The organism is Nocardia sp. NPDC058633, assembly GCF_042717045.1.
In the GTDB taxonomy this organism is placed as follows: Bacteria; Actinomycetota; Actinomycetes; order Mycobacteriales; family Mycobacteriaceae; genus Nocardia.
The window spans coordinates 29,476-50,682 of record NZ_JBHXRA010000004.1; the positions used below are offsets into that span (position 1 = coordinate 29,476).

Sequence of the window (21,207 nt, forward strand, 5' to 3'; positions counted from 1 at the left end):
GCGTCCAACTGGTTCGGGTGATCTCGGCCGGCAGGTCGCCGTGGTCGGTGGGAGGCACGCCTCAGTTTAGCTCTAGCGGTAGATCTTCTTGGGATGCTGTGTGTCCTGGATTACAGGATGGTGCTTTTGTAATGCAGGACACAATCGTAGCGTGGCGGTTATGCCGATCGATTCCCTCGCCGCTGTGGCCCGTGCGGCCGCGGACAACTTCTCCTGGGAGAACGTCATCCTCGACGACCCCGGCCCGGGCGAGGTGCTGGTCCGCCTGGTCGCCGCCGGGGTCTGCCACACCGATCTCTCGGTCCTCGCAGGCCGGTTGCCGACGCCACTGCCCGCCGTTCTCGGACACGAAGGCGCCGGTGTGGTCGAAGCGGTGGGCGCTGGTGTCACCACCGCGGCGGTCGGTGACCGTGTGGTGTTGTCGTTCGCATCCTGCGGCGCGTGCGCGCGCTGTCGGACCGGGCGTCCCACTCAGTGCCCCACCTACTTTCCGCTCAATTTCGGAGCCCGCAGGCCTGATGGGACGACGCCGCTGCGGGATCGGTCGGGGCAGCCGATCGGCGGATTGTTCTTCGGTCAGTCGTCGCTGGCGCAGTACGCGGTGGCGGCACAGCACAGTGTCGTGCCGGTGGTCGTCGAGGACGACAACGAACTGGCGATGCTCGCCCCGATCGGATGCGGAATCCAAACGGGTGCGGGCGCAGTGCTCAATCTCCTTCGCCCGCAGCCGGGGTCGCGTGTCGCTGTAGTCGGGGCCGGGGCGGTCGGCCTGTCGGCGGTGATGGCCGCGCGGCTGTGCGGTGCGAGCGAGATCGTGGCCGTGGACCGGATTCCCGTGCGGCTCGGCCTGGCGCGCGAGCTCGGCGCCACCGCGACGACGACGGACGCGGGTGAACTGCGCGACTTCGACTTCATCATCGAGACAACCGGGGTCGCGAGCTTGCTCGAAGGAGCGCTCGAACAGATCCGGGCGGGCGGCACTGTCGCCATCATCGGCGCGCCCGCGGCGGGAACTCGCATCGCTGTCGACGTCAACGCCATGATCGACGGCCGGACCCTGCTCGGTGTCACCGAGGGCGGCAGCGATCGGATCACCTTCATCCCGGCACTGATCGCGCTGTATCGGGGCGGACGGCTGCCGCTGGATCGGCTCGTGCGCTTCTACCCACCGACCGAACTGCAACGCGCTGTCGAGGACACGCGCTCCGGTATCACCGTCAAACCCGTCATCCGATTCGAGGCCCCATGACACTCCCACACGCCCGCAACCTCATCGACGGCCAATGGCGCGACGGCCACGCCGTCGGCACCAGCCTCGACCCGGCCACCGGCCGGGCGTTGGGCACCTTCGCCGACGCGGGTGCGGTCACCGCCCGGGCGGCGATCGACGCCGCCCGGCGGGTATTCGACACCACGACGTGGTCGCAGGACCGGCACGCCCGGGCGACGGCGCTGTTCGCGCTCGCCGACGCGATGACGCTTCGCCGCGACGAACTCGTCGAGCTGCTGTCGCGGGAGAACGGGAAGAAGCTCGCCGATGCCGCCATGGAGGTCGACGCCACCATCCCCAAGCTGCGCTACAACGCCGCCCTCGCCCTGACCGACAGCGGCAGGGCCGTGCAGCTGGCGCCGGGGATGTATTCGATGGCACTGCCCCAGCCCATCGGTGTCGCCGCGGTGATCGTGCCGTGGAATTCGCCGATCATCCTGGCGGTGCGCTCGTTCGCGCCCGCGCTGGCCGCGGGGTGCACCGTGGCGATGAAGATGCCCGCGCAGACGGCACTGACCAACGGGCTGTTCTACGAACTCATCGCCGAGGCGCTGCCGCCCGGTGTCGTCAACGCGTTCACCGAGTCGGGCAATACCGGTGCGCCGGTACTGGTTTCGGACCCGAACTCCGATGTGATCAGCTACACCGGCTCCACCGTGGTGGGGCGCGCCATCATGGCCGCCGCGGCGCCCGGCCTCAAACCGGTCTCCCTCGAACTCGGTGGCAAGTCGCCGATGATCGTGTTCGACGACGCCGACCTCGCAGTGGTCGTGCCGACGCTGACCGCCGCGATCACCACCTTCAGCGGCCAATTCTGTATGGCCGGTAGCCGAATTCTGGCGCAGCGCGGGATCGCCGACGAACTGCGTGAGTTGATGGCCGAGGCGTTGACCCTGGTGAGAGTCGGTCCCGGCACCGATCCCGAGACCGACATGGGTCCGCTGGTCGACCGGGCCGCCGCCGAGCGCGTGGACCGGCTGGTCGACGAGGCCGCCGGATACGCGAAGGTGCTGGTCCGTGGCGGACTGGTCGAGCCGACCGGAGCGAGCGCCTTCCTTCGCCCCGCCCTGATCGAAGTAGTCGACGTGACTTCGCCGGTGGTGCAGGACGAGATCTTCGGCCCCGTAGCGACTTTCGAGATCTTCGATACCGAACTCGACGCGATCGAGCGCGCGAACGCCACCCAATACGGGCTGGCCGCCTCGATCTGGACGCGGGATGTCGACCGCCCCCTGCGGGTCGGACGCCGGATCGACGCGGGCACCGTGTGGACCAATACCTGGGGTGTCGTCCACGACCAGATGGAGGAAGGCGGCTTCAAGCACAGCGGTGTGGGCAGGCTCAACGGCCGCCGTGCGATCGAGGAGTTCCAAGAGATCAAACACCTTGTCCACCAGGGCAACTGAGAATCATTCAAGCGAGGAAAAATGCGCAATCCAGATCACGACGTGGTGATCGTCGGCGCGGGACCGGTCGGGCTGGCCACCGCGCGCATGCTCGGGCTCCGCGGCCATGATGTGGTCGTCGTAGAGCGCTGGCCGCAACCGTATCCGCTGCCACGCGCCGTGCACTTCGACGACGAGATCGGCCGGGCATTCGGATCGATGGAGCTGGCCCGGCAGATCCGGGCCATTTCCGACCCGGTGCCCGACCATTACGAATGGCGTAACGCAGCCGGTCAGGCCTTGCTGCGCATCGACTGGTCGGGCACCGGACCCAACGGGTGGCCCACGGCCAACTTCTTCTCGCAGCCCCAACTCGAACAGGTGTTGGCCAACGCCGTCGAGGCGATGCCCACCGTCACGCTGATCCGGGGAACCGAGGTCCGCACCGTCGACGAGCAGCTCGGCCACGTGGTGGTCGGCGTGGCCGACACCGTGCATGCCGCGCCCGCCTCGACCGTCGACCGGACCATGACCGCCCGCTATGTCATCGGCTGCGACGGAGCCAACAGCCTCGTACGCCAACGGATGGGCGCGACGATGCACGATCAGGGCTTCTTCTTCGACTGGCTGATCATCGACACGATCCCGACCGACGACATCGTCTGGTCGCCGCAGAACTGGCAACTGTGCGATCCCACCCGCCCGACCACGATCGTTTCCGGTGGGCCGGGTCGGCGCCGCTGGGAATTCATGCGGCTACCCGGTGAGGACCCCGCCGAGCTCGGCACCGTCGAACGGGCCTGGGAGTTGTTGTCGTCGTGGGGGAGAACCCCGGCGAATACTCGACTGGAACGGCACGCGATCTACACCTTCGCCGCCCGCTGGGCCGACCGCTGGCGGGTCGGGCGCATGATGATCGCCGGCGACGCGGCCCATCAGATGCCACCGTTCGCCGGCCAAGGGATGTGCTCGGGGCTGCGCGACGCGGCAAATCTGGCCTGGAAGCTGGATCGAGTCCTGCGCGGGGTGTCGTCGCCGGATCTGCTCGACACCTATACCAGCGAGCGCAGCGTGCACCTGCAGCACGCGGTCGCGATGTCGGTGGAGCTGGGAAAGGTGATCTGCGTGCTCGATCCGGAAGAGGCGGCACGTCGCGACGCCCGCATGATCGCCGGAAACGCCGACCCCGCAGTGGTATTGCCCGTCACCGCCCGCCCCGTGCTCGGGTCCGGAGCGGTACGGGCGAGCGGGGAATTGTCGGGGACGATGAGTCCGCAATTGCCCGTCGAAGCCGACGGCACCGCCGTCCTGCTGGATGGCACCACCGGGTACGGGGCGCTGCTGATCCTCGCCGCGCAACGACCGGCCGCCGGCCTGCTCGACGAGTCGCTGCTCGCGTCGCTGACCGAGGCCGAGGTGACGGCGCTGTCGCTGGCTGACAGCGGCAACCCCGACCTGCGTGATCACAACGGAGCCTGGACGGCATGGCTGACTGCCAATTCCGTTGCCGCCGTGCTGATAAGGCCCGACCACTACGTGTTCGGCACGGCCGAGACCATCGACGGCGCCGCGACCCTGGCGGCCGACTATCTCGCCTGCCTGACGACCAGCGTCTCCTGACGCACCCACATCACAGAGGAGAACAACTGTCATGCGAATTGCGAACCTGCAGGGCCGCGCGGTCATCGTGGCTGGCGAACCAGGACAAGAGCGTGCCGTCGACATCGCCACGGCTTCGGCGGGCCGATTCGGTGGGGACTTCGCCGAGCTGTACGCCGAGTGGGGCACAGTGCGGGAATGGGTGGCCGAGCTGCCATCCGACGAGGTCGAGCGGCACTATGTCGCCCTCGACCGCTCCGAGCTGGGCGCACCCTCGCCCGTTCCGCGGCAGGTCTTCGCGGTCGGGCTGAACTACCGGGCCCATGCGGCGGAATCGGGATTCGATGCGCCCGAACATCTTCCGCCGGTCTTCACCAAATACGTTTCCAGTTTCAGCGGCCCCGACACCACGGTGACCATCCCCGCAGCGGGAAATGTGGACTGGGAGGTCGAACTCGTGGTGGTGATCGGGCAGACATTGCGGTGCGTCGAGGCTGCACAGGTATGGGCCGGAGTGGCGGGCTTGACCGTAGGCCAGGACATCTCGGAACGCGTTTCCCAATTACGTGGGCCCGCACCGCAGTTCGGGCTCGCCAAGTCCTTTCCAGGGTTCTCGCCGCAGGGCCCGTGGCTGGTGACACCGGATGAGTTCGCCGATCCCGACGACCTCGAGCTCGGGTGCTCCGTCGACGGCGAAGAAGTGCAGAAGGGCCGCACCAGGGACCTCATCTTCCCGGTCCCGTCCCTGATCGCCGCCCTGTCGCAGACGGTCACGTTGTTCCCCGGCGACGTGATCTTCACCGGCACGCCGGCCGGAGTCGGTGTCGGCCGGGAGCCGAAACGGTTTCTGCGGCCCGGCGAACGTCTCGATTCCTGGATCGAAGGCATCGGCACGTTGCAGCAGACCTTCGTCGCGACGCGGTAGGGGCCGACATGGCACTGCACGGACTGGGCAAGGTCATCATCGGGGTTCCCAACCCGGCCGAAACCATCGGCTACTACACCGATTTCGGGCTCGACCACCTCGGTGAGGGGCGATTCGCCACCCGCGACGGCGGTGAACAACTTCAGGTGGTGCACGCACCGTTACGTAAGCTCCTCGACCTCACCGTCGCCGCCGACGACAGCGACGACATCGCCTCGGTGGCCGCCCGGCTCGCGGCGATCGGGGTGTCGAGCGACAGCAATCCGCTGTCGGTGCGTGCCGTCGAACCGGTCACCGGCACCGTGGTGCGGGTATTGGTGCGACCGCGCATCGTCACCGAGCCGGCCGTAGCGCCGACGCCGTACAACGGCCCCGGCCGCATCGACCGGTGGGGCCGTGCACCGTTTCTGTCGCGCACCGAACCGGTCCGGCCACGCAAGCTCGGACACGCGGTGCTCGGCAGTACCGACCTTGCCGCCACCATGCGCTTTTTCGTCGAGGGCTTGGGTTTCCAGGTCAGCGACTACATGGGCGACAAGGCCGCCTTCTTGCGTTGCTCGGTCGAGCACCACAATGTGCTGGTGCTGGCCGCGCCGGTCAATTTCATGCATCACACCAGTTGGCAGGTCGACGACGTCGACGAGGTCGGTCGGGGTGCGCAGGCGATGCTCGAAGGTCATCCCGAACGTCATATCTGGGGTCTGGGCCGCCATTTCGCCGGCGCCAACTTCTTCTGGTACCTCAAGGATCCCGCGGGCAACTTCTCCGAGTACTACTCCGATATGGACACGGTGCCCGAAGACGAGCTCTGGAGCCCCGCGGTACTGGAAGGCCTGCAGGGGCTGTACGCCTGGGGGCCGCCGCCCCCGCCGTCGTTCCTGAAACCCGACGACCTGGCCGCACTGATGACCGGCTCGCACTCCACCCGAGGGTGACATCCGCCCGCTGATACACGTCGCCGAGCCCTTCGGCAGAGGGCTCGGCGACGTGAGTCAGGAGACGGGTGTTGTGGCCGGTTGGCTGCCCGACGCCTCGGGTGCGGTCGGATCCTTGTGCTGGGGCACGCGGTGCAGAAACTCCTGAATGTGCGCGATGGCCTTCGGATGAATTCGGTGCAGACCGCGCCGGTCGTAGAACAGGTTGCCCAGCAGACCGAGCGCGAGCCCGGCGAACAGACCGATCACCAGCAGTACGAGTGCGCGGTCAAGGCCCGCGTCGGCATGCGCGTCGAAGTAGATGATGGCGCGGACGCCGTCGGCGACGGCTCGCATCGGCTCGAACGAACCGAGGAAGCGCCAGAAGGGCGGCATGGCCTGTTGCGGAATCGCCCCGCCCGACACCGGAATCGACCAGCCGATGAAGAACACCATGCTCACCACGATGCCGATCGGGCCCAACAGGGTGACCACCGCGAGCGTGCCCGCCCCGATCGCGTTGATCGCGAGCAGACTGAACAGCCACAGCACGCCGCAGTGCGGCAGGTCCAGATCGAGCACGAACACGCTCGCGGCCAGGATCGCGGTGGCCGCGGGTACCGAGGCGATCGCCAAGGTGAGGCATTTGGTCACGTAGGTGCCGAGGCGGGTGATCCGGCGCGGCGCCAACATGCGCCGCTTGGGTCCGATCTCGGTCGGTCCGAAACCCAGTTCGGCATCGACGAGACCGTTGACCACATTGGCGCCCAAGAAGCCGACCATCATCAGCAGCAGCGCGTAGAAGAAAGCGGTCATGCCGTTGCCGGTGCGGTCGCCGAAGGGTAATGCCTGATGATGGACGACGGTGACCGGGTCGGCGAGCAGCACAGCGTTGGCGGGGCTGATCGCACCCGGCGCGTGCGCGAGCAGCTGTCCGGCGGCCGCCGCCGATCCGCCGCGCGCCGCCGCTTCGGCGATCTGGTTGCCGATCTCGGCGGCCATGGTGCCCGCACCGGGATTGGTCAACACCGTGATCTCGGGTCGTTGTGGGTCCGGACCGAGCAGTGAGCCGAGCTTGGCGGTGTAGTCCTCGGGAAGGACGATCGCCGCGAACAGCTCGTTGACCGCGATCGCCGCGGTGGCTGCTTCGACGGTGTCGAATCGCTGCCAGCTCACCGCCTCGCTCGGCTGCTGTGGCCGGTCCACGATGCCGGCCATCACACGGTCACCGATGTCTCCCTTGTCCGAGGTGACCACGCCGATCGGGGCGTGGCGCAGATCGGCCGCCGGGTCCGCGACGCTACCGGTGAAGATCACGGTGATCACGAACAGGGCAGCGGTCAGGACGACGCTGGGAATCAGCCAGTTCTTGGGATGCCGGAAGTAGCTCAGCACCGGCATCGGCGGCGGTTCGTGGCCGAGGGGAATTCGGGACATTATTTAACTCTAACCCTATATGTATAGAGCTAGAGTAATATTGTTAGTGTGAGCGTGCTCATGTGCATGCGGACGCTCACCAGGAGTGTCCTGGTATACAGGACAGCACTTTTGTAATGCAGGACACCGTGTCAGGGTTGGGCTATCGAGTTCGTACCGACAGCGGGAGAAGGTGAGGTGATGGCGCCGGTGAAGTCGCCAGACGAAACCGAGGTGGTGATCTGCGGTGCCGGGCCGGTCGGTCTCACAGCCGCGGCCCTGCTCGCCGCACGGGGTGTCGACGTGGTCGTGGTCGAACAGAATCACTCGACCAGCGACGAGCCCAAGGCCATCAGTATCGACGACGAATCGCTGCGGGTGTATCAGCGCGCGGGCATCGTCGACGAAGTGCTGCCGATCGTGGTGCCGGGCACGGGCACTCGCTACTACGACCGTCACGGCGCGCCGCTGTTCCAGGCGCGTGGACCGCGGCCGTTCCGACTGGGGTATCCGTTCAAGAACCCCTTCGCACAGCCAGATCTCGAGCGGGTGCTGGTCAAAGCGCTGGGGCAGATGCCGAATGTGGCACTGCGGTTCGGTGTCGAAGTGACCGGGTTCGGACAATCGGCCGACTCCGTGCGAGTCCACGCGCACACCGACAGCGGTCCGGTGGCCCTCGACGCTGCCTACGTCCTCGGCTGTGACGGAGGTCGATCGGTGACCCGGCTCGGCCAGGGTATCGAGATGACCGGACGCAGTTACCCCGATGTGTGGTTGGTCGTCGACACCCTCGACGATCCGCACACCGAACGCTTCGCCATGCATCACAGCGATCCGGCCCGCCCGCATGTCATCGTGCCCGGGCTCGACGGCCGCTGCCGGTATGAGTTCCGGCTCTTCGACGGTGAGGGCACGCCCGATCATGCACCGTCGTTCGAGCTGATCCGCGCACTGGTCGCGCCCTATCGTGACCTGACGCCGACGCAGATCGAACGTGCGGTGAATTACCGGTTCAACGCGGTCGTCGCCGACGAGTGGATGTTGGGGCGTTCCTTCCTGCTCGGCGACGCGGCGCACATGATGCCGCCCTTCGCCGGCCAGGGACTCAACTCCGGCATTCGGGACGCCGCGAACCTGACCTGGAAGATCGCCGACGTCCTCGCCGGCCGACTCGCCCCGTCGGTGCTGACCAGCTATCAGCGTGAACGCGCCGCCCATGCGCAGTCCACGGTCCGGATGTCGGAACGCCTTGGGCGTGTCGTGATGACCACCTCGGCGCGACTGGCCGAGCGCCGCGACGCAGTGATCGAGCGAGCATTGGGCACCGAGGAGGGTCGCGCCTACCTCGAGCAGATGCGGTACCGACCTGCCCAGCGCTTCACTGAAGGATTGGTTCTCGATGCCGACAGACACGACGGTGTCGGAGTCGCACTGGGGCAGCCGCTGGTCTTCGACACCGCTCACCACAGCGTCGCCCGGCTCGACGACGTGCTGGGCATGGATTGGGCGTTGATCGGCGTCGATGTCGACGAGCAGGCTTGGGAGGCAACCGAGCCGGTCGTCCGGCAACTCGGAACGACCACGGCGCTGCTCGCACTGGGGGAGTACCTCCCACGTACTCGACGTCGGGTCCTGATCGACGTCGACGGGGCCGCCGCCCGCGAATTCGAACCTTATGCCGGGCAATTCATGCTTCTCCGCCCGGACCGGGTGGTCGCGGCCGCCTGGTGCCCCGACCGGACCACCGACACGGTGACCGCCATCTCGACCTGGACAGAAAGGGCTTTGAGCCATGGATAAACCACAGCGGATCGTCTTGCGGGAACGCGCGGCAGCAGGCACCCTGACCCGTACTGCCGTGTCCCACATCGGATTCCGCGTACCCGACGTCGCGGCGTCTGCCGCGTTCTACGGCCGGGTGCTCGGATTGCAGGTGCACGAGCAGCTGCCCGAGGGCGGACTGCGCCTGGGCTGGGGCACCGGGCATCACGTCATCGATCTCCTCGAAGGCGAGAAGGGGCTGCACCACTACGGTTTCGAGGTCCGCGACCTCGACGGTGTCGAGGGCATCGCGAAACGGCTGACCGCCGCCGGTCACTCCGTCTCGCCACTGGACCCGGCCCATCTCGACGCCGGACTCGGCACCGCCACCGGCATCGTGACCACCGACCCGCACGGCACACCCGTCCACTTCCACACCGCCGTGGCACGCGAGGGCGAGAATGCCGCCGACACCGGTCGCCGACCGATCAAATATCAGCACATCACCGTGGCCACCGACGACGTGGTGCCGATGGTGGAGTTCTTCGTCGACACCGTCGGATTCCGCATCTCCGATCAGCTCGAGGACGGCCGATTCGCGTGGCTGCGCAGCGACCGCGACCACCACACCCTGGCCGTGGTCAACGTCGGTATGGGCGGCGACATCGACCACTACTCCTTCGACCTGGCCGAATGGGAGGATTTCAAGGCCTGGTGTGACCGGCTGACCGACGAGAACGTCGATGTCACCTGGGGTCCCGGGCGCCACGGCCCGGGCAACAACCTTTTCGTCTTCTTCGACGACCCGGCGGGCAACCACATCGAACTGTCCGCCGAGATGGAGAAGTTCCACGACGACCGCGTGACCTATGTGCCGCGTCGATGGAAGCCGATTCCCAATTCCGTGAACCTGTGGGGCGGCCAGCTCGCCTCCTGGCGCAAGACGAGCGAAGGGCACTGACATGGCGTACATGACCTACGAACATCGCGGCGTGCGCCGCGTCGGCGAAGTGCGGGGTTCGGACCTGGTCCCGCTGGACGGTCTCACCGAGATCGGTGCCGGGACCACCTCGCAAGCGTTGGCCGACGCCGCACGTGATCCCAGCGGCCGAGTCGAGATCGATGCGGTGCGGCTGCTGCCGGTGGTGCCCAACCCGTCGAAGGTGTTCTGTGTCGGGTTGAACTATCGCGAGCACGTCACCGAGACCAAACGCGAGCTGCCGACCTATCCGGTGCTGTTCCCCAAGTTCGCCGACAGTCTCATCGGTGCCTACGACGACATCGTGTTGCCGCCGGAGTCGACCCAGGTGGATTACGAAGGTGAACTGGCCGTCATCATCGGCAGGCCCGGCCGCCGCATCGCCGAAGCCGACGCGGGCGAACATATTCTCGGCTACAGCACGGCCAACGACATCACCATGCGTGACTTCCAGTACAAGACCCACCAGTGGATGCAGGGAAAGGCTTGGCAGGCGAGTACGCCGCTCGGCCCGTCACTGGTGACGCCGGCCGAGGTCGACCTGTCGACGGCGGGTATCCGGACCGTACTCAACGGCGAGAAGGTCCAGGAATCGGACTTGTCGATGCTGATCTTCTCCATCCCCCGGTTGATCGCCGAGATCTCGACCTTCACCACCCTCGCCCCCGGTGACGTCATCTTGACCGGCACCCCCGGTGGCGTCGGCTATCGCCGTGACCCACAGCTGTTCCTGCGTGATGGTGACCAGGTCAGTGTCGAGATCGATGGCGTCGGAGTGGTCCGCAACCTGGTGCGCGGCGAGGTGATCGCGGCATGAGCCCTCGGCCCGCCGAACCCCGCATCGACCGATCGCTGCGACTGCAACTGCAAGGTGATTGGGGCACCGCCAATCTGCACCGGGTGTGTGGCTGGATCTCGCAGGAACTCACCGACCGGGCAGGCTCACATACGCGAGTCGGCATCTGGAACGGCCGCGGATTCTCCGACAACGTGCGCGCGGTGGGGCGCGGTGAAGTCGATATCGCACTGACCACTCCCGCCGCGTTCACCGCGGTCGCGCTCGACGGTCGCGGCACCTACCGTGACGAGCACTATCCCGATCTGCGCGCGCTCGGCGTTGTGCCCCAACGTGATCGGCTGGTCTTCGCCGTACACGCCGATCTCGGGGTCAGCACGTTCGCCGAGCTACGCGAGCTGAAACCGGTACTGCGGGTGGCGACTTCGGTCGACGACGGGGTCAACGCCGTCGGCCTGGCCGCCCACGAGTTGCTCGCACGGTCAGGCGTCGATGTCGAGGGCTGGGGTGGACAGTTCCTCGGCGACGAACGGCCCTTCGAGTCGCTCGACCACGTCCTCGCCGGCCGCGCCAACGCCATCGTGCACGAGGCCGTCATGCTGCCGCACTGGCAGCGGTTCGGCGCCGACTACCGCTTCCTCGAAGTCGAACCCGAGGTCCTCGCCTCCTTCGACCGGGACTTCGGGTGGCCCGCCGCCACGGTGACCGACGAATTCTTCCCCGGCCGCAGCGCGTTCCAAACGCTGGACTTCTCCGATTTCCTGGTCGTGGCCCGCGCGGACATGGCCGACGACCTGGCCTATGCCGTCGCCTGGATTCTCGGGGAGACCCGACACCTCCTGGAGGCTCAATACCAGCACCTGCCGCCCGAACGCAGTCCCGTCACCTACCCGCTCGACCCGCCGACCATGGGCATCACCCCGATTCCGCTGCACCCCGGCGCTGCGGCCTACTACCAGACACTGCCTGCCGCCGAATTCGTTTCCTGACGAGACAAAGAGGTCTCCGCAATGAGTGTTGTCATCGAAGACATCGTGACCATGACGTCCGGGGTGCCGCTGCGCAGCATCCGCCGCGACGAACGGCATCTGCTCTCCCCACCACACCCGGGCAAGATGCCGATGAAGCTGTGGCGCGATCATCCGCCACTGACGGTGGTCCACTTCCCCCAGCAGTACCAGGCACAGCCGTTCGCCCCACCGCGCGGGGTCTACGAGAACGACCAGATCCGCATCGAATGGCAGACGATGGACAATCGCCAGCCCTTCTATCACCGCAATTGCGACGTCGACGAGATCTCCTACCAGATCGACGGCGAACGCACCCTGATGACCGAACTCGGCACCATCGAACACCGGCCGGGCGAGTTCTCCCGCATTCCGCGCGGTGTCGCGCACGACAACTACGGGCGCACCGAAAGCCATCTGCTGTTCTACATTCCGGCGCCGGTCACCGAAACAGGTACTGCGGTGCGCACATCATCGGCAGCGCTACCGCCGTTTCCCGGATGGCAGCCGGGACAGCTCAACGAGGCCGTCACACAGTGCATGGGATCACCGGGCCACGACATCACCGTGTTCGGCATCGACGAGCACGAACTGCTCGACCGTGTCACCGACGAATCCGACCGGATCTCGGTATTCGCTGTCGGCCCGGGTTCGAATCCGCTCTACGCGGTCGACCAATTCAGTTTGGGCACAGAAACATTCACGGCTGAGCCGGCAGATGTGCGGCGCTACACCCGGACCCTGGACGCCGACGAGATCCAGTACCAGGTCCGTGGCTCGCGCACGCTGGTGACCCAGCGCGGGATCGTCGAACTCGGTCCGGGCGACTTCGTCCGGATCCCGCTCGGCATCGCCCACACCAGCGTCGGCCATGAGGACGGCGCCTACCTCAGCGTGCTCTCCCATCGCGAACTGCCCCAGGTTGCCGAGACCTCACGCACCGCACAGCCCTGCACACCCGAATACCTCGATGCCCTCGCCGGGGAAAGAAGCTCGCGATGACCATGCTCGCCGCCCGCGCCACCGAAGGCGCGCACACCCTGACCCTCGAACAGATCCCGATTCCGCAGCCAGGACCACTCGACGTCGTGGTCAAGGTCGTCTCCGCCGGGCTGGCACCCGGCATGATCGCGCTGCTGAAAATGGGTGCCTTCAAACACCTTCCGACGACACTCGGGCACGAAGCCGCAGGCACAGTAGCCGCGGTGGGCGAGCAGGTCACCGATCTGGCAGTCGGCGATCGGGTAAGGGTGCACCCCAACCTCAACTGCCGCAACTGCGACTACTGCCGCACCGACCGCGACATGATGTGCCTCCAGCAGGCGATGATCGGGCACGCGGGCTTCGGCACGATGCCGATGCCGCTCTACGAGCGCTACCACGACGGTGGCCTCGCCGAATACATCCGGGTACCGCACTGGCTGATCGACCAGCTCCCGGGCAACGTCAGCTTCGACGTCGCCGCCAAGGTACACGACCTGGCGAATGTCGTACGGATCTTGAAATGCACCCAGCTGCCGCTCGGCTCGACGGTGGTCACCACCGCCGCCACCGGGACGATGGGCACCGCGACGATCAAACTGGCCGAGCACTTCGGCATCGCCCGGTTGCTGCTGGTCGGCCGCTCCGCCGAACGGCTCGCCGCGGTCACCCCGCTGGCCGGCAACGTGGCGGTCGACACCATCGCACTGGACGAGTTGCCGACCGACTGGGAGAGCACCGGCGGTCTCACCCGCCGGCTGCGCGAGCTGGCCCCGGCCGGCGTCCACGCCGTCGCCGACTACATCCCGGCCGGTGCGGCCACCAGCCAGGCGATGGCTGCCCTGCGCACCGGCGGCACCATCGCGCATATGGGCGGCAACACCACGCCGTTGTCGCTGCCGCCGCTGGCCTTGATGGTGAACTGCTGGCGTTTCGTCGGCACTCGCGCCTGCACCAGGTCCGACGCCGAACAGGTCCTCGCCCTGCTCGGATCGGGCGCGCTGAACGTGGACGAACTGATCACCCAGCGATTCCCCCTCGCCGATGCCGATACCGCGGTCGAGGCGATGGTGAACCGCAAGGAGCCGATGTGGATGACCGTGGTCAACCCCTGAACACCCCACCGGAAGGCGAAAAGCTATGAACATCACCCACTTCGGGCACGCCTGCGTTCTCGTGGAGATCCCGGGCACGGCCGCCTCGACGCGAATCCTGTTCGACCCGGGTACCTACTCGCAGGGGTTCGAGGACTTGGCCGACCTCGACCTGATCCTGATCACCCATGCCCACCCCGACCACCTCGACGGTCCGCGGCTCGCGGCGCTGATGGCGGCCAACCCCGCCGCCCAGCTGATCGTCGGCGAGGGCACACTCGTGGCACTGGACAGCCCCGACTATCCCGAAAACATGCGGCGGCCCGCGCACGTGGCGCAGCCGGGCCAGAAGCTCTCGGTGCTCGGCCACGACATCGTGATCACCGGCGGTGAGCACGCGTGCGTCCATTCGGCGTTGCCCACCTCGGACAACGTCGGCTATCTGATCGACGACGCCGTCTTCCACCCGGGCGATGCTTTCGACGAGATCGCTACGCCTGTCGATGTCTTGTTGCTGCCGATCGGCGGGCCGTGGATGAAGATCGGCGAGGGTATCGACTACCTGCGGTCGATCGCTCCGCGCGTCGTAGTGCCGATTCACCAGGCAGGTCTGGCGCCCGCACACCAGAACATGCACTGCCAGTTGCTGAAGAACCTCGCGCCCGAGATCACCGAAGTACTGGTTCTCGACCACGCGACCTCGCACCCGATCTCGCCCTAGCGGTGCCCTGAACGTTCGGCAGGATTGGTCTTGCTCGGCACTTCCGCCACCGGATCCCGTCGACGTCTATCGCGGCTGCATCGACCACCAGCGTCCCCGGCGCCGACCGCGTTGTCCTCGATTCTGCTGGCGCCCGATCCCATTGAAACCCCAGGAGACACCGTGACCGACCCACGAACTCATGTTGTGCAGGCGAGCCGGGCTCTCGCCGTCGCAGGTTTGGGCGACATGGTGTGGGGACACGCCTCGGTCCGCGACCCCGAGGGCCGTGGCGTCTGGATGAAGGCATCCGGGTGGGGATTCGAGGAAATCGACGACGACAAGGTCGTCCTCGTCTCACCCGCGGGCGTCGTTCTCGACGGAACAGGTCGACGCCATCTCGAATACCCCATCCACACCGCTATCATGGCGGTGCGACCCGACGTCGGCAGCGTCGTACACACCCACGCACCAGCACTGTCGGCGTTCGCGTCACTGAATTGCGAAATCCGGCCGATCTCCCACGACGGGGTGCTGTTCGCGTACTCGCGACTGCCACGTTTCACCGAAACCGGAGCCCTGATCGACACCAACAGCCTGGGCGACGCGTTGGCCACCACACTCGGCGACAGTGCCGCGGTCCTCATCCCGAATCACGGCGCGGTCACTGTCGGCCCCGACGCGGCGACTGCCGTCATGTATTCCGTACTGCTCGAACGCGCGTGCCGCACCCAGCTCATGTCCCTGTCGGCGGGTGAACCGAAAACCTGGTCGAGCGAGTCCGAGACTCAATACAAGCGCAGCCAGGTCTGGAACCCGACGCAAATCCAGGCCGGCTTCGACTACCTGCTCCGCAGCGCGGAACGTGGATCCGACGTTCCGTGCTCGGGTGAGACCGGTGCGGGCCCACGATGAGCGACGACCAGCCAGTGCCACAGTGGTCGCCCACTCCGGAAGACATCGCCCAGGCCCAGCTCACCGCGTTCACCGACTTCGTCACAACCCGTACCGGGATCGCCTTCCCCGACTATGCGGCGTTGTGGCGCTGGTCGATCAGCGACGTGCCCGACTTCTGGCGCGCCGTGTGGGACTGGTTCGACCTCGGCAAAGCGCGAGGAGCAGTGCTCACCGAGCAACCTATGCCCGACGCACGCTGGTTCCCCGGAACCCGGCTCAACTATGTCGCTCAAGTGGTGCGCAACGCCCGCACGGATAAAGCCGCCATCCTGGCACCCACTGAAGACGGCGGCCTCCGCGAGATCAGCTGGGACGAATTGCTCACCCGCACCGCCACACTGGCGCGATCACTACGCTCGATGGGTGTCGATCCAGGCGATCGCGTGGTCGGGTACCTACCGAACATTCCCGAGGCGGTGATCGCGTTTCTGGCCACCGCCAGTCTCGGCGCGATCTGGAGCGCGTGCGGACAGGACTACTCGGCCCACGCGGCGCTCGACCGACTCGGTCAACTAGAGCCGCTGGTGCTGATCACCTGCGACGGATACCGCTACGGCGGCAAGATCCACGACAAACGCGACGCCATCACCACGCTGCGCGACCGAATTCCCAGTTTGCGCGCGACGATCGCCGTGCCCCACCTCGGGCTCACCGTACTCGAGTCGCTGAGCTGGGATGACGTCGCGAACTACGACGCAGGCACCACCGGGATCGACACGGTCGCAGTCACTTTCGATCATCCGCTGTGGGTCCTCTACTCCTCGGGCACGACCGGCACCCCGAAGGGAATCGTGCACGGACACGGCGGCGTCCTCCTCGAACATCTCAAAGCGCTTGCCCTGCAATCCGATATCGGCGCCGACGACACCTTCTTCTGGTTCACCAGCCCCTCCTGGATGATGTGGAACTACCAGGTAGCCGGCCTACTCGTCGGAGCGACCATCGTCTGCTACGACGGCAGCCCTTCCTACCCAGCTCCAGACACGTTGTGGGACTTGGTCGCCCGGACCGAGGCAACCGTGTTGGGTACCAGCCCCGCCTATCTGCTGGCATGCGCGAAGGCCGGAATCGAACCGCGCCGCGAGCACAACCTGACGGCGCTGCGCACAGTCGGCGTCACCGGCGCGGCACTACCGGCTTCGACGTCACTGTGGGTTCGCGACCGAGTCGGTCGGCAGGTTGCGGTGTCCTCGATCAGCGGCGGCACCGATGTAGTCACGGCCTTCGCCGGGGGCGTGCGCACCGTGCCGGTATGGCCGGGGGAGCTGTCGGCACCGTATCTGGGTGTCGCACTGGACGCGTGGGACGAGCGAGGGCACCCGGTGCGCGGCGGGGTCGGCGAACTGGTTGTCACCCAACCGATGCCGTCCATGCCGGTGATGTTCTGGAACGATCCCGAGGGGGAGCGCTACCGCGAAGCCTATTTCGACACTTACCCCGGTACGTGGCGACACGGTGACTGGATCACACTCACCAGCCGCGGCAGCGTGATCGTGCACGGCCGATCCGACTCCACCCTCAATCGCCACGGCGTCCGGATGGGCAGTGCCGACATCTATCATGTGGTCGACTCCCTGCCGGAAATCGAGGACACTCTGGTGCTGGGCATCGAGCAACCCGACGGCGGGTATTGGATGCCGATGTTCGTCGTCCTCACCGAGGGCACCGAACTGACCGAGCCACTGCGCCGACGAATCAACCAGATCATCCGCGACAAAGTCTCACCTCGCCACGTTCCGGACGACATCATCGTCGCGCCGGGGATCCCGCACACCAAGACCGGCAAGAAACTCGAAGTCCCGTTGAAGAAGGTACTTCAGGGCGGCGATCCCAGCGGGGTTGTCTCACCTTCGGCAGTCGACGACCCTGGATTGATCGACTGGTTCGCTACACTACGCCGCCCACGAAATTGACCTCGATACAAATCAGTAGGGCCACCGAGGCGCTGGCGCAACTGCGAGACACCCATGTAGGCGAGCGGATTACGGAGATGGCGGGCGTTGTGTGGCAGGACTCGCGGGGCAGTTATCCATCAGTGCTATTAATGCTTTCATCAGGTGGAGCTTCTACACGGGGCTCGTTGGCGCCGCTCGCCGTGCAATATACGTGCAACAGTGCGGCCCAATGTTGCCTATCGGTGCGTACACCTGCGCGATCGCGATGGCAGCCAAAGTTCCTGGTAGATGCCGATTATTCGAGGTAGGAGCGGGTTTCGGTCTCCTGGCATATGCCGGTTCGAAACCAGCTGGGACCACCATAAAGTGCAGGTCAGGGCCTTTTTAGTGATGACCGTGCAATATACGTGCAATAGTGTTCAGCGTCGGGGGCTTGAACCCCTGATGGTCAGGGTCGCCGAACGTGCTCTACGGGCCTGTTGATGCGTGATGCCCGTCACAATCGCTATCGGCTTCCCCCTCGTCGCGGTGCATCGATTCTGGGCAACTTCAGCCGACAAACTGACGCAACTCAACGCGGCCTTGTGGCGAAGTATGTTGTATCCCAACGTATTCGTCGGATCGGCCGCATCGCTGCGTCATATCGTCGATTGCTATCCGGATCTCTGCTCTCGGAACCCTCCGTCGAGCCTCGGCACGCCGCCGCAACGTGCCAGCCGCAAGCCTTCCTAGGGTCTACTGGCTTGAAACCAGCTGGGACTACGCATCATGGCTGGTCGGGCATGTTTTTCGTGGTGGCCAACCGTTTTCGTGCAATACGAGAAGGATCCCTGCCCGCGGACTCGCGGTGTCCATAATTTGGTAGGCGATATGGAACCGCACGGTATGTGATTGCAGTCATGCCACCTGAGTTGCTGTGACCCCGGAACCTTCCCAGCGCGCGCGGGTCGGCGGCTCGGTTCTGGAGGAGGCTCGGCGTCGAGGTGGAGGAGTTGGTCGGAGGCTCTGAGCTCCGGTAAGCGGGGCCTTCCGGTGGTCAGTGTGACATTGTCTGTACCGCGCGCCGACCTTGCTGTCTGCTGGGTCGGTGGGGACGGATCGAGGGCGTCCTGAGTGTCTGACGATGCTTCGGCCTGGTGATGCCGCGTTCATTCAATACGTGCAGCAACAGCGTTCATTGCGGTCGTGGCCTTGTCGTGCAGATCTTGAACACGCCGTCCAAGTCTGATCCGAGGCTGCGCCGCGCGGTTTGCGCGGGAACGCCGTGCAGCGTCGGCGGCCGGGTGCATTCCGCTGAGCGAAGGACGCTGATCCGCGCTTCCGGCGGCTTGCTCGTATGGGCATCCGGGAAGTTGCTGGATTTGTAGGTGTTCGAGAGTGTGGGTCGACAGGGAGTATCGCAGGGGGTCTGAGATTCCACGACCGCCAGGCGCGACGATCAGACTGACAAATTGTCCAAGCATAGATGCGGTGACCGATGGCGCTAGCAGCGATACGTTTTCCCGGGAAGGCGCCTTCAATCCTGCTGCCTTGATGTAGTTCTCATCCCCTAGAAGACCAGCGCGGTCACGCGCGACCTGGGCCCCGTCGATCTGTCCGTTGCACTGCAGGCATGCAGTCTGAGGTGTGATGACGTGAGCTCGCCAGGTCGCGTTACGCATGCCGCTGTCGGGGAACTTATCGATCGCTAGGCCACCGTCGATGACAGGGATGAAGTCGCTGTAGGGGAGTTGATTGAGTACGGCGCGTGCCCATGGTCTGTCGACGCTGCTGAAGATCACGTCGTGGTCCAGTGCGCTGCGTAGGCCGACTTCTTCGCAGACGCTGTATTCGTAACCGCTCAATCTCGGATCCGAAGCCGTGGCGGCGCTTCGCATGGCACGCAGTGCGATATGGATCTTGCTGCGGGCCAGTGTGGCATCGAGGCGTGTAGCGGTGAGCAGCCGATCGAGGTTAACTTCCTCGACGGTGTCGAAGTCCATTACCGAGACTGATTGCACGCCTGCTTGAACAAGGCGAAGGGCGAGGTCGATGCCTACGGTTCCGGCACCGACAACGAGAACGTTCAGCCGAGCGAGGCCGCCTTGGACGGTCGGACCCCACGCGGAGACCGTGCGTACCTGTTCAGCTGTTACACGGGGAGCTGGGCAGAGTGTGTCATTCCAGTCGACATGGAGGGTGGTGCCGAGTGCGCGGACGCTTTCAGCGTCGGTCCAGTCGTGTTCGCGGTTCCAGAATCGAGCAGACCATGTGGTATCTCCAGCCAGGGTCATGCCAAGTAGCGGATGGCCGGTAATCGTTTGTGCCACAAGGCTATAAGATTGTTCGGCCTGTCGGTCGAGGGGGCTCATGTGTTGCCAGCCGTAGCCGTCAGGGTGGGAGTGGGCAATAGCTATGCCGCAACCGCGGGCGGCGGCATAGCTGGCGGCACGCACAACGTAGGCCCCTGAGAAGGACACATTGCCGTGCACGGTTCGTTCACCGGCCAATGGGTGGATGATCTCGTTCAACACCGCGGTGGTGCGAAGGACGCCGGTGGATGGGCTGTAGGTCGCCAGGCAAAGGTCTTCTTGTCCGTCCAGTCTGAGCAGATGCTGTCTGGCCTGGGCGTCGAGTTCGGCGGTCATCGCTACCGAAAATCTCGTCATATCGCCGCCCCGAGAACTCCTCGGACGTGGGCAAGCCAGGCTGCGATCGGAAGCGCGGCGGTACCCCAGCCGTGAATATCGCGGGAGTGCGCGACCCATCCAGGCCTGGGGGATCCGCCGATATTGCTCTCACTCAGGGTGATTTCTGCGGGTAGGTGGATCCAGTGCGGTGGCACCATGGGCCATGGTGCCACTTCGTCTAGGCCGACTCCGGTCCGAACCGTGGTGCCAGCCAGGACGCCTGCAGGCGGAACGACAGCGTAGGTGATGAGACCGGTCATGACGGTGGGGGCGGCTCCGAATTCGTTGAGCGAGGCCAAGAACGCCTCGACGCCCGCTGCGACAGGTGCGCTCACGCGACGGTGGCTTGCTGGTGGACGCTAACGAAGATGTCGCCATTTTTGACGTTGACCTTCTGCGTGTCGCGAAAGGTCTCAACCTTGCCGTGTTTGCCCACGCGGGTGAGGTCGTAGCCGGTGGCGGGCAGCCCCGCTAGCGTCAGCAGCTCCCCCGCAATGTGGTGGCGTTCCTCGACTGTGAAGGCGCGGCCGTCGATTGTGATCTCGATACGATCGGGGCGTTTGGATGTGGTGGCAACTTCAGTTGTCATGGGGGACTCCATGTCCGGTCGGGAGCTCTCGATATTTGCTCGTTTTCCTGTTGTCGTTGGACCTAGGACGTAGCATCGAGCCGAACTGTCCGGCGGTGAATTCTGACCAGCGGCAACATCATCATTTGGGCGAGCCGTGATCAGTAGCGGACAAGTGGCTGAGGTGCAACGTCCTTGGGGACCGAAGGGCCGAGGAGGCCGCGTCCGTACGAGAAGAGACGAGGGACATGCCCGACCTCGGTGATCGGTCTCATGCCTTGTTAGCGCGAA

17 protein-coding genes are annotated in these 21,207 nt (G+C 65.7%); 14 read left to right on the top strand and 3 right to left on the bottom strand.

Features of this window, described 5'->3' with window-relative positions:
• Positions 1-160: 160 nt before the first annotated feature.
• From ACFWUR_RS06015 to ACFWUR_RS06035, 5 genes are read left to right on the top strand one after another with little or no spacing between them, the layout of a single operon-like run.
• A complete protein-coding gene (locus ACFWUR_RS06015) occupies positions 161-1,249 on the top strand; it encodes an NAD(P)-dependent alcohol dehydrogenase (protein WP_378902608.1) in 1,089 nt (362 codons plus the stop codon).
• Positions 1,246-2,676 (top strand): aldehyde dehydrogenase family protein, encoded by a 1,431-nt coding sequence (locus tag ACFWUR_RS06020; RefSeq protein ID WP_378902611.1) that lies wholly within the window; start codon positions 1,246-1,248, stop codon positions 2,674-2,676. Before ACFWUR_RS06015 ends, ACFWUR_RS06020 begins: the two co-directional genes overlap by 4 nt.
• A 21-nt stretch (positions 2,677-2,697) precedes the next feature.
• Positions 2,698-4,275, top strand: coding sequence for a bifunctional 3-(3-hydroxy-phenyl)propionate/3-hydroxycinnamic acid hydroxylase (locus ACFWUR_RS06025; RefSeq protein ID WP_378902614.1), 1,578 nt, complete (start codon positions 2,698-2,700; stop codon positions 4,273-4,275).
• 31 nt (positions 4,276-4,306) lie between these two features.
• Positions 4,307-5,179: a fumarylacetoacetate hydrolase family protein gene (locus ACFWUR_RS06030; RefSeq protein ID WP_378902617.1), complete on the top strand. Its 873-nt coding sequence runs from the start codon at positions 4,307-4,309 to the stop codon at positions 5,177-5,179.
• A gap of 8 nt (positions 5,180-5,187) precedes the next feature.
• Entirely contained in the window at positions 5,188-6,114 is a 927-nt protein-coding gene (locus tag ACFWUR_RS06035; RefSeq protein WP_378902620.1) for a VOC family protein, read from the top strand.
• A gap of 57 nt (positions 6,115-6,171) precedes the next feature.
• Here the strand turns inward: ACFWUR_RS06035 and ACFWUR_RS06040 are convergent, their stop codons facing one another.
• Positions 6,172-7,530 (bottom strand): DUF3533 domain-containing protein, encoded by a 1,359-nt coding sequence (locus ACFWUR_RS06040; RefSeq protein ID WP_378902623.1) that lies wholly within the window; start codon positions 7,528-7,530, stop codon positions 6,172-6,174.
• Positions 7,531-7,710: 180 nt separating this feature from the next.
• Between ACFWUR_RS06040 and ACFWUR_RS06045 the strand changes: the two genes are divergently transcribed.
• The 9 genes from ACFWUR_RS06045 (at position 7,711) to ACFWUR_RS06085 (ending at position 17,697) form a co-directional block, all read left to right on the top strand.
• Complete coding sequence (locus ACFWUR_RS06045) at positions 7,711-9,309, top strand: bifunctional 3-(3-hydroxy-phenyl)propionate/3-hydroxycinnamic acid hydroxylase (RefSeq protein WP_378902626.1); 1,599 nt, start codon at positions 7,711-7,713, stop codon at positions 9,307-9,309.
• Positions 9,302-10,231: a VOC family protein gene (locus ACFWUR_RS06050; protein ID WP_378902629.1), complete on the top strand. Its 930-nt coding sequence runs from the start codon at positions 9,302-9,304 to the stop codon at positions 10,229-10,231. Before ACFWUR_RS06045 ends, ACFWUR_RS06050 begins: the two co-directional genes overlap by 8 nt.
• A gap of 10 nt (positions 10,232-10,241) precedes the next feature.
• Positions 10,242-11,066, top strand: a complete 825-nt coding sequence (locus ACFWUR_RS06055) for a fumarylacetoacetate hydrolase family protein (protein ID WP_378902632.1) — start codon at positions 10,242-10,244, stop codon at positions 11,064-11,066.
• Positions 11,063-12,034 (top strand): TAXI family TRAP transporter solute-binding subunit, encoded by a 972-nt coding sequence (locus ACFWUR_RS06060; protein ID WP_378902635.1) that lies wholly within the window; start codon positions 11,063-11,065, stop codon positions 12,032-12,034. Before ACFWUR_RS06055 ends, ACFWUR_RS06060 begins: the two co-directional genes overlap by 4 nt.
• A gap of 21 nt (positions 12,035-12,055) precedes the next feature.
• Complete coding sequence (locus ACFWUR_RS06065; RefSeq protein ID WP_378902638.1) at positions 12,056-13,054, top strand: hypothetical protein; 999 nt, start codon at positions 12,056-12,058, stop codon at positions 13,052-13,054.
• Complete coding sequence (locus tag ACFWUR_RS06070) at positions 13,051-14,148, top strand: alcohol dehydrogenase catalytic domain-containing protein (RefSeq protein WP_378902641.1); 1,098 nt, start codon at positions 13,051-13,053, stop codon at positions 14,146-14,148. The genes ACFWUR_RS06065 and ACFWUR_RS06070 overlap by 4 nt, the downstream gene beginning before the upstream one ends.
• Before the next feature lie 25 nt (positions 14,149-14,173).
• The gene (locus ACFWUR_RS06075; protein WP_378902644.1) at positions 14,174-14,848 is read left to right on the top strand and encodes an MBL fold metallo-hydrolase; all 675 of its coding nucleotides are present in this window, start codon (positions 14,174-14,176) and stop codon (positions 14,846-14,848) included.
• A gap of 162 nt (positions 14,849-15,010) precedes the next feature.
• The gene (locus ACFWUR_RS06080) at positions 15,011-15,742 is read left to right on the top strand and encodes a class II aldolase/adducin family protein (protein WP_378902647.1); all 732 of its coding nucleotides are present in this window, start codon (positions 15,011-15,013) and stop codon (positions 15,740-15,742) included.
• A complete protein-coding gene (locus ACFWUR_RS06085) occupies positions 15,739-17,697 on the top strand; it encodes an acetoacetate--CoA ligase (protein ID WP_378902650.1) in 1,959 nt (652 codons plus the stop codon). The genes ACFWUR_RS06080 and ACFWUR_RS06085 overlap by 4 nt, the downstream gene beginning before the upstream one ends.
• Before the next feature lie 1,130 nt (positions 17,698-18,827).
• Here ACFWUR_RS06085 and ACFWUR_RS06090 read toward each other — a convergent pair.
• A complete protein-coding gene (locus ACFWUR_RS06090) occupies positions 18,828-20,306 on the bottom strand; it encodes a ThiF family adenylyltransferase (RefSeq protein ID WP_378902653.1) in 1,479 nt (492 codons plus the stop codon).
• A gap of 373 nt (positions 20,307-20,679) precedes the next feature.
• Positions 20,680-20,937, bottom strand: a complete 258-nt coding sequence (locus ACFWUR_RS06095) for a hypothetical protein (RefSeq protein WP_378902656.1) — start codon at positions 20,935-20,937, stop codon at positions 20,680-20,682.
• Positions 20,938-21,207 lie beyond the last annotated feature (270 nt).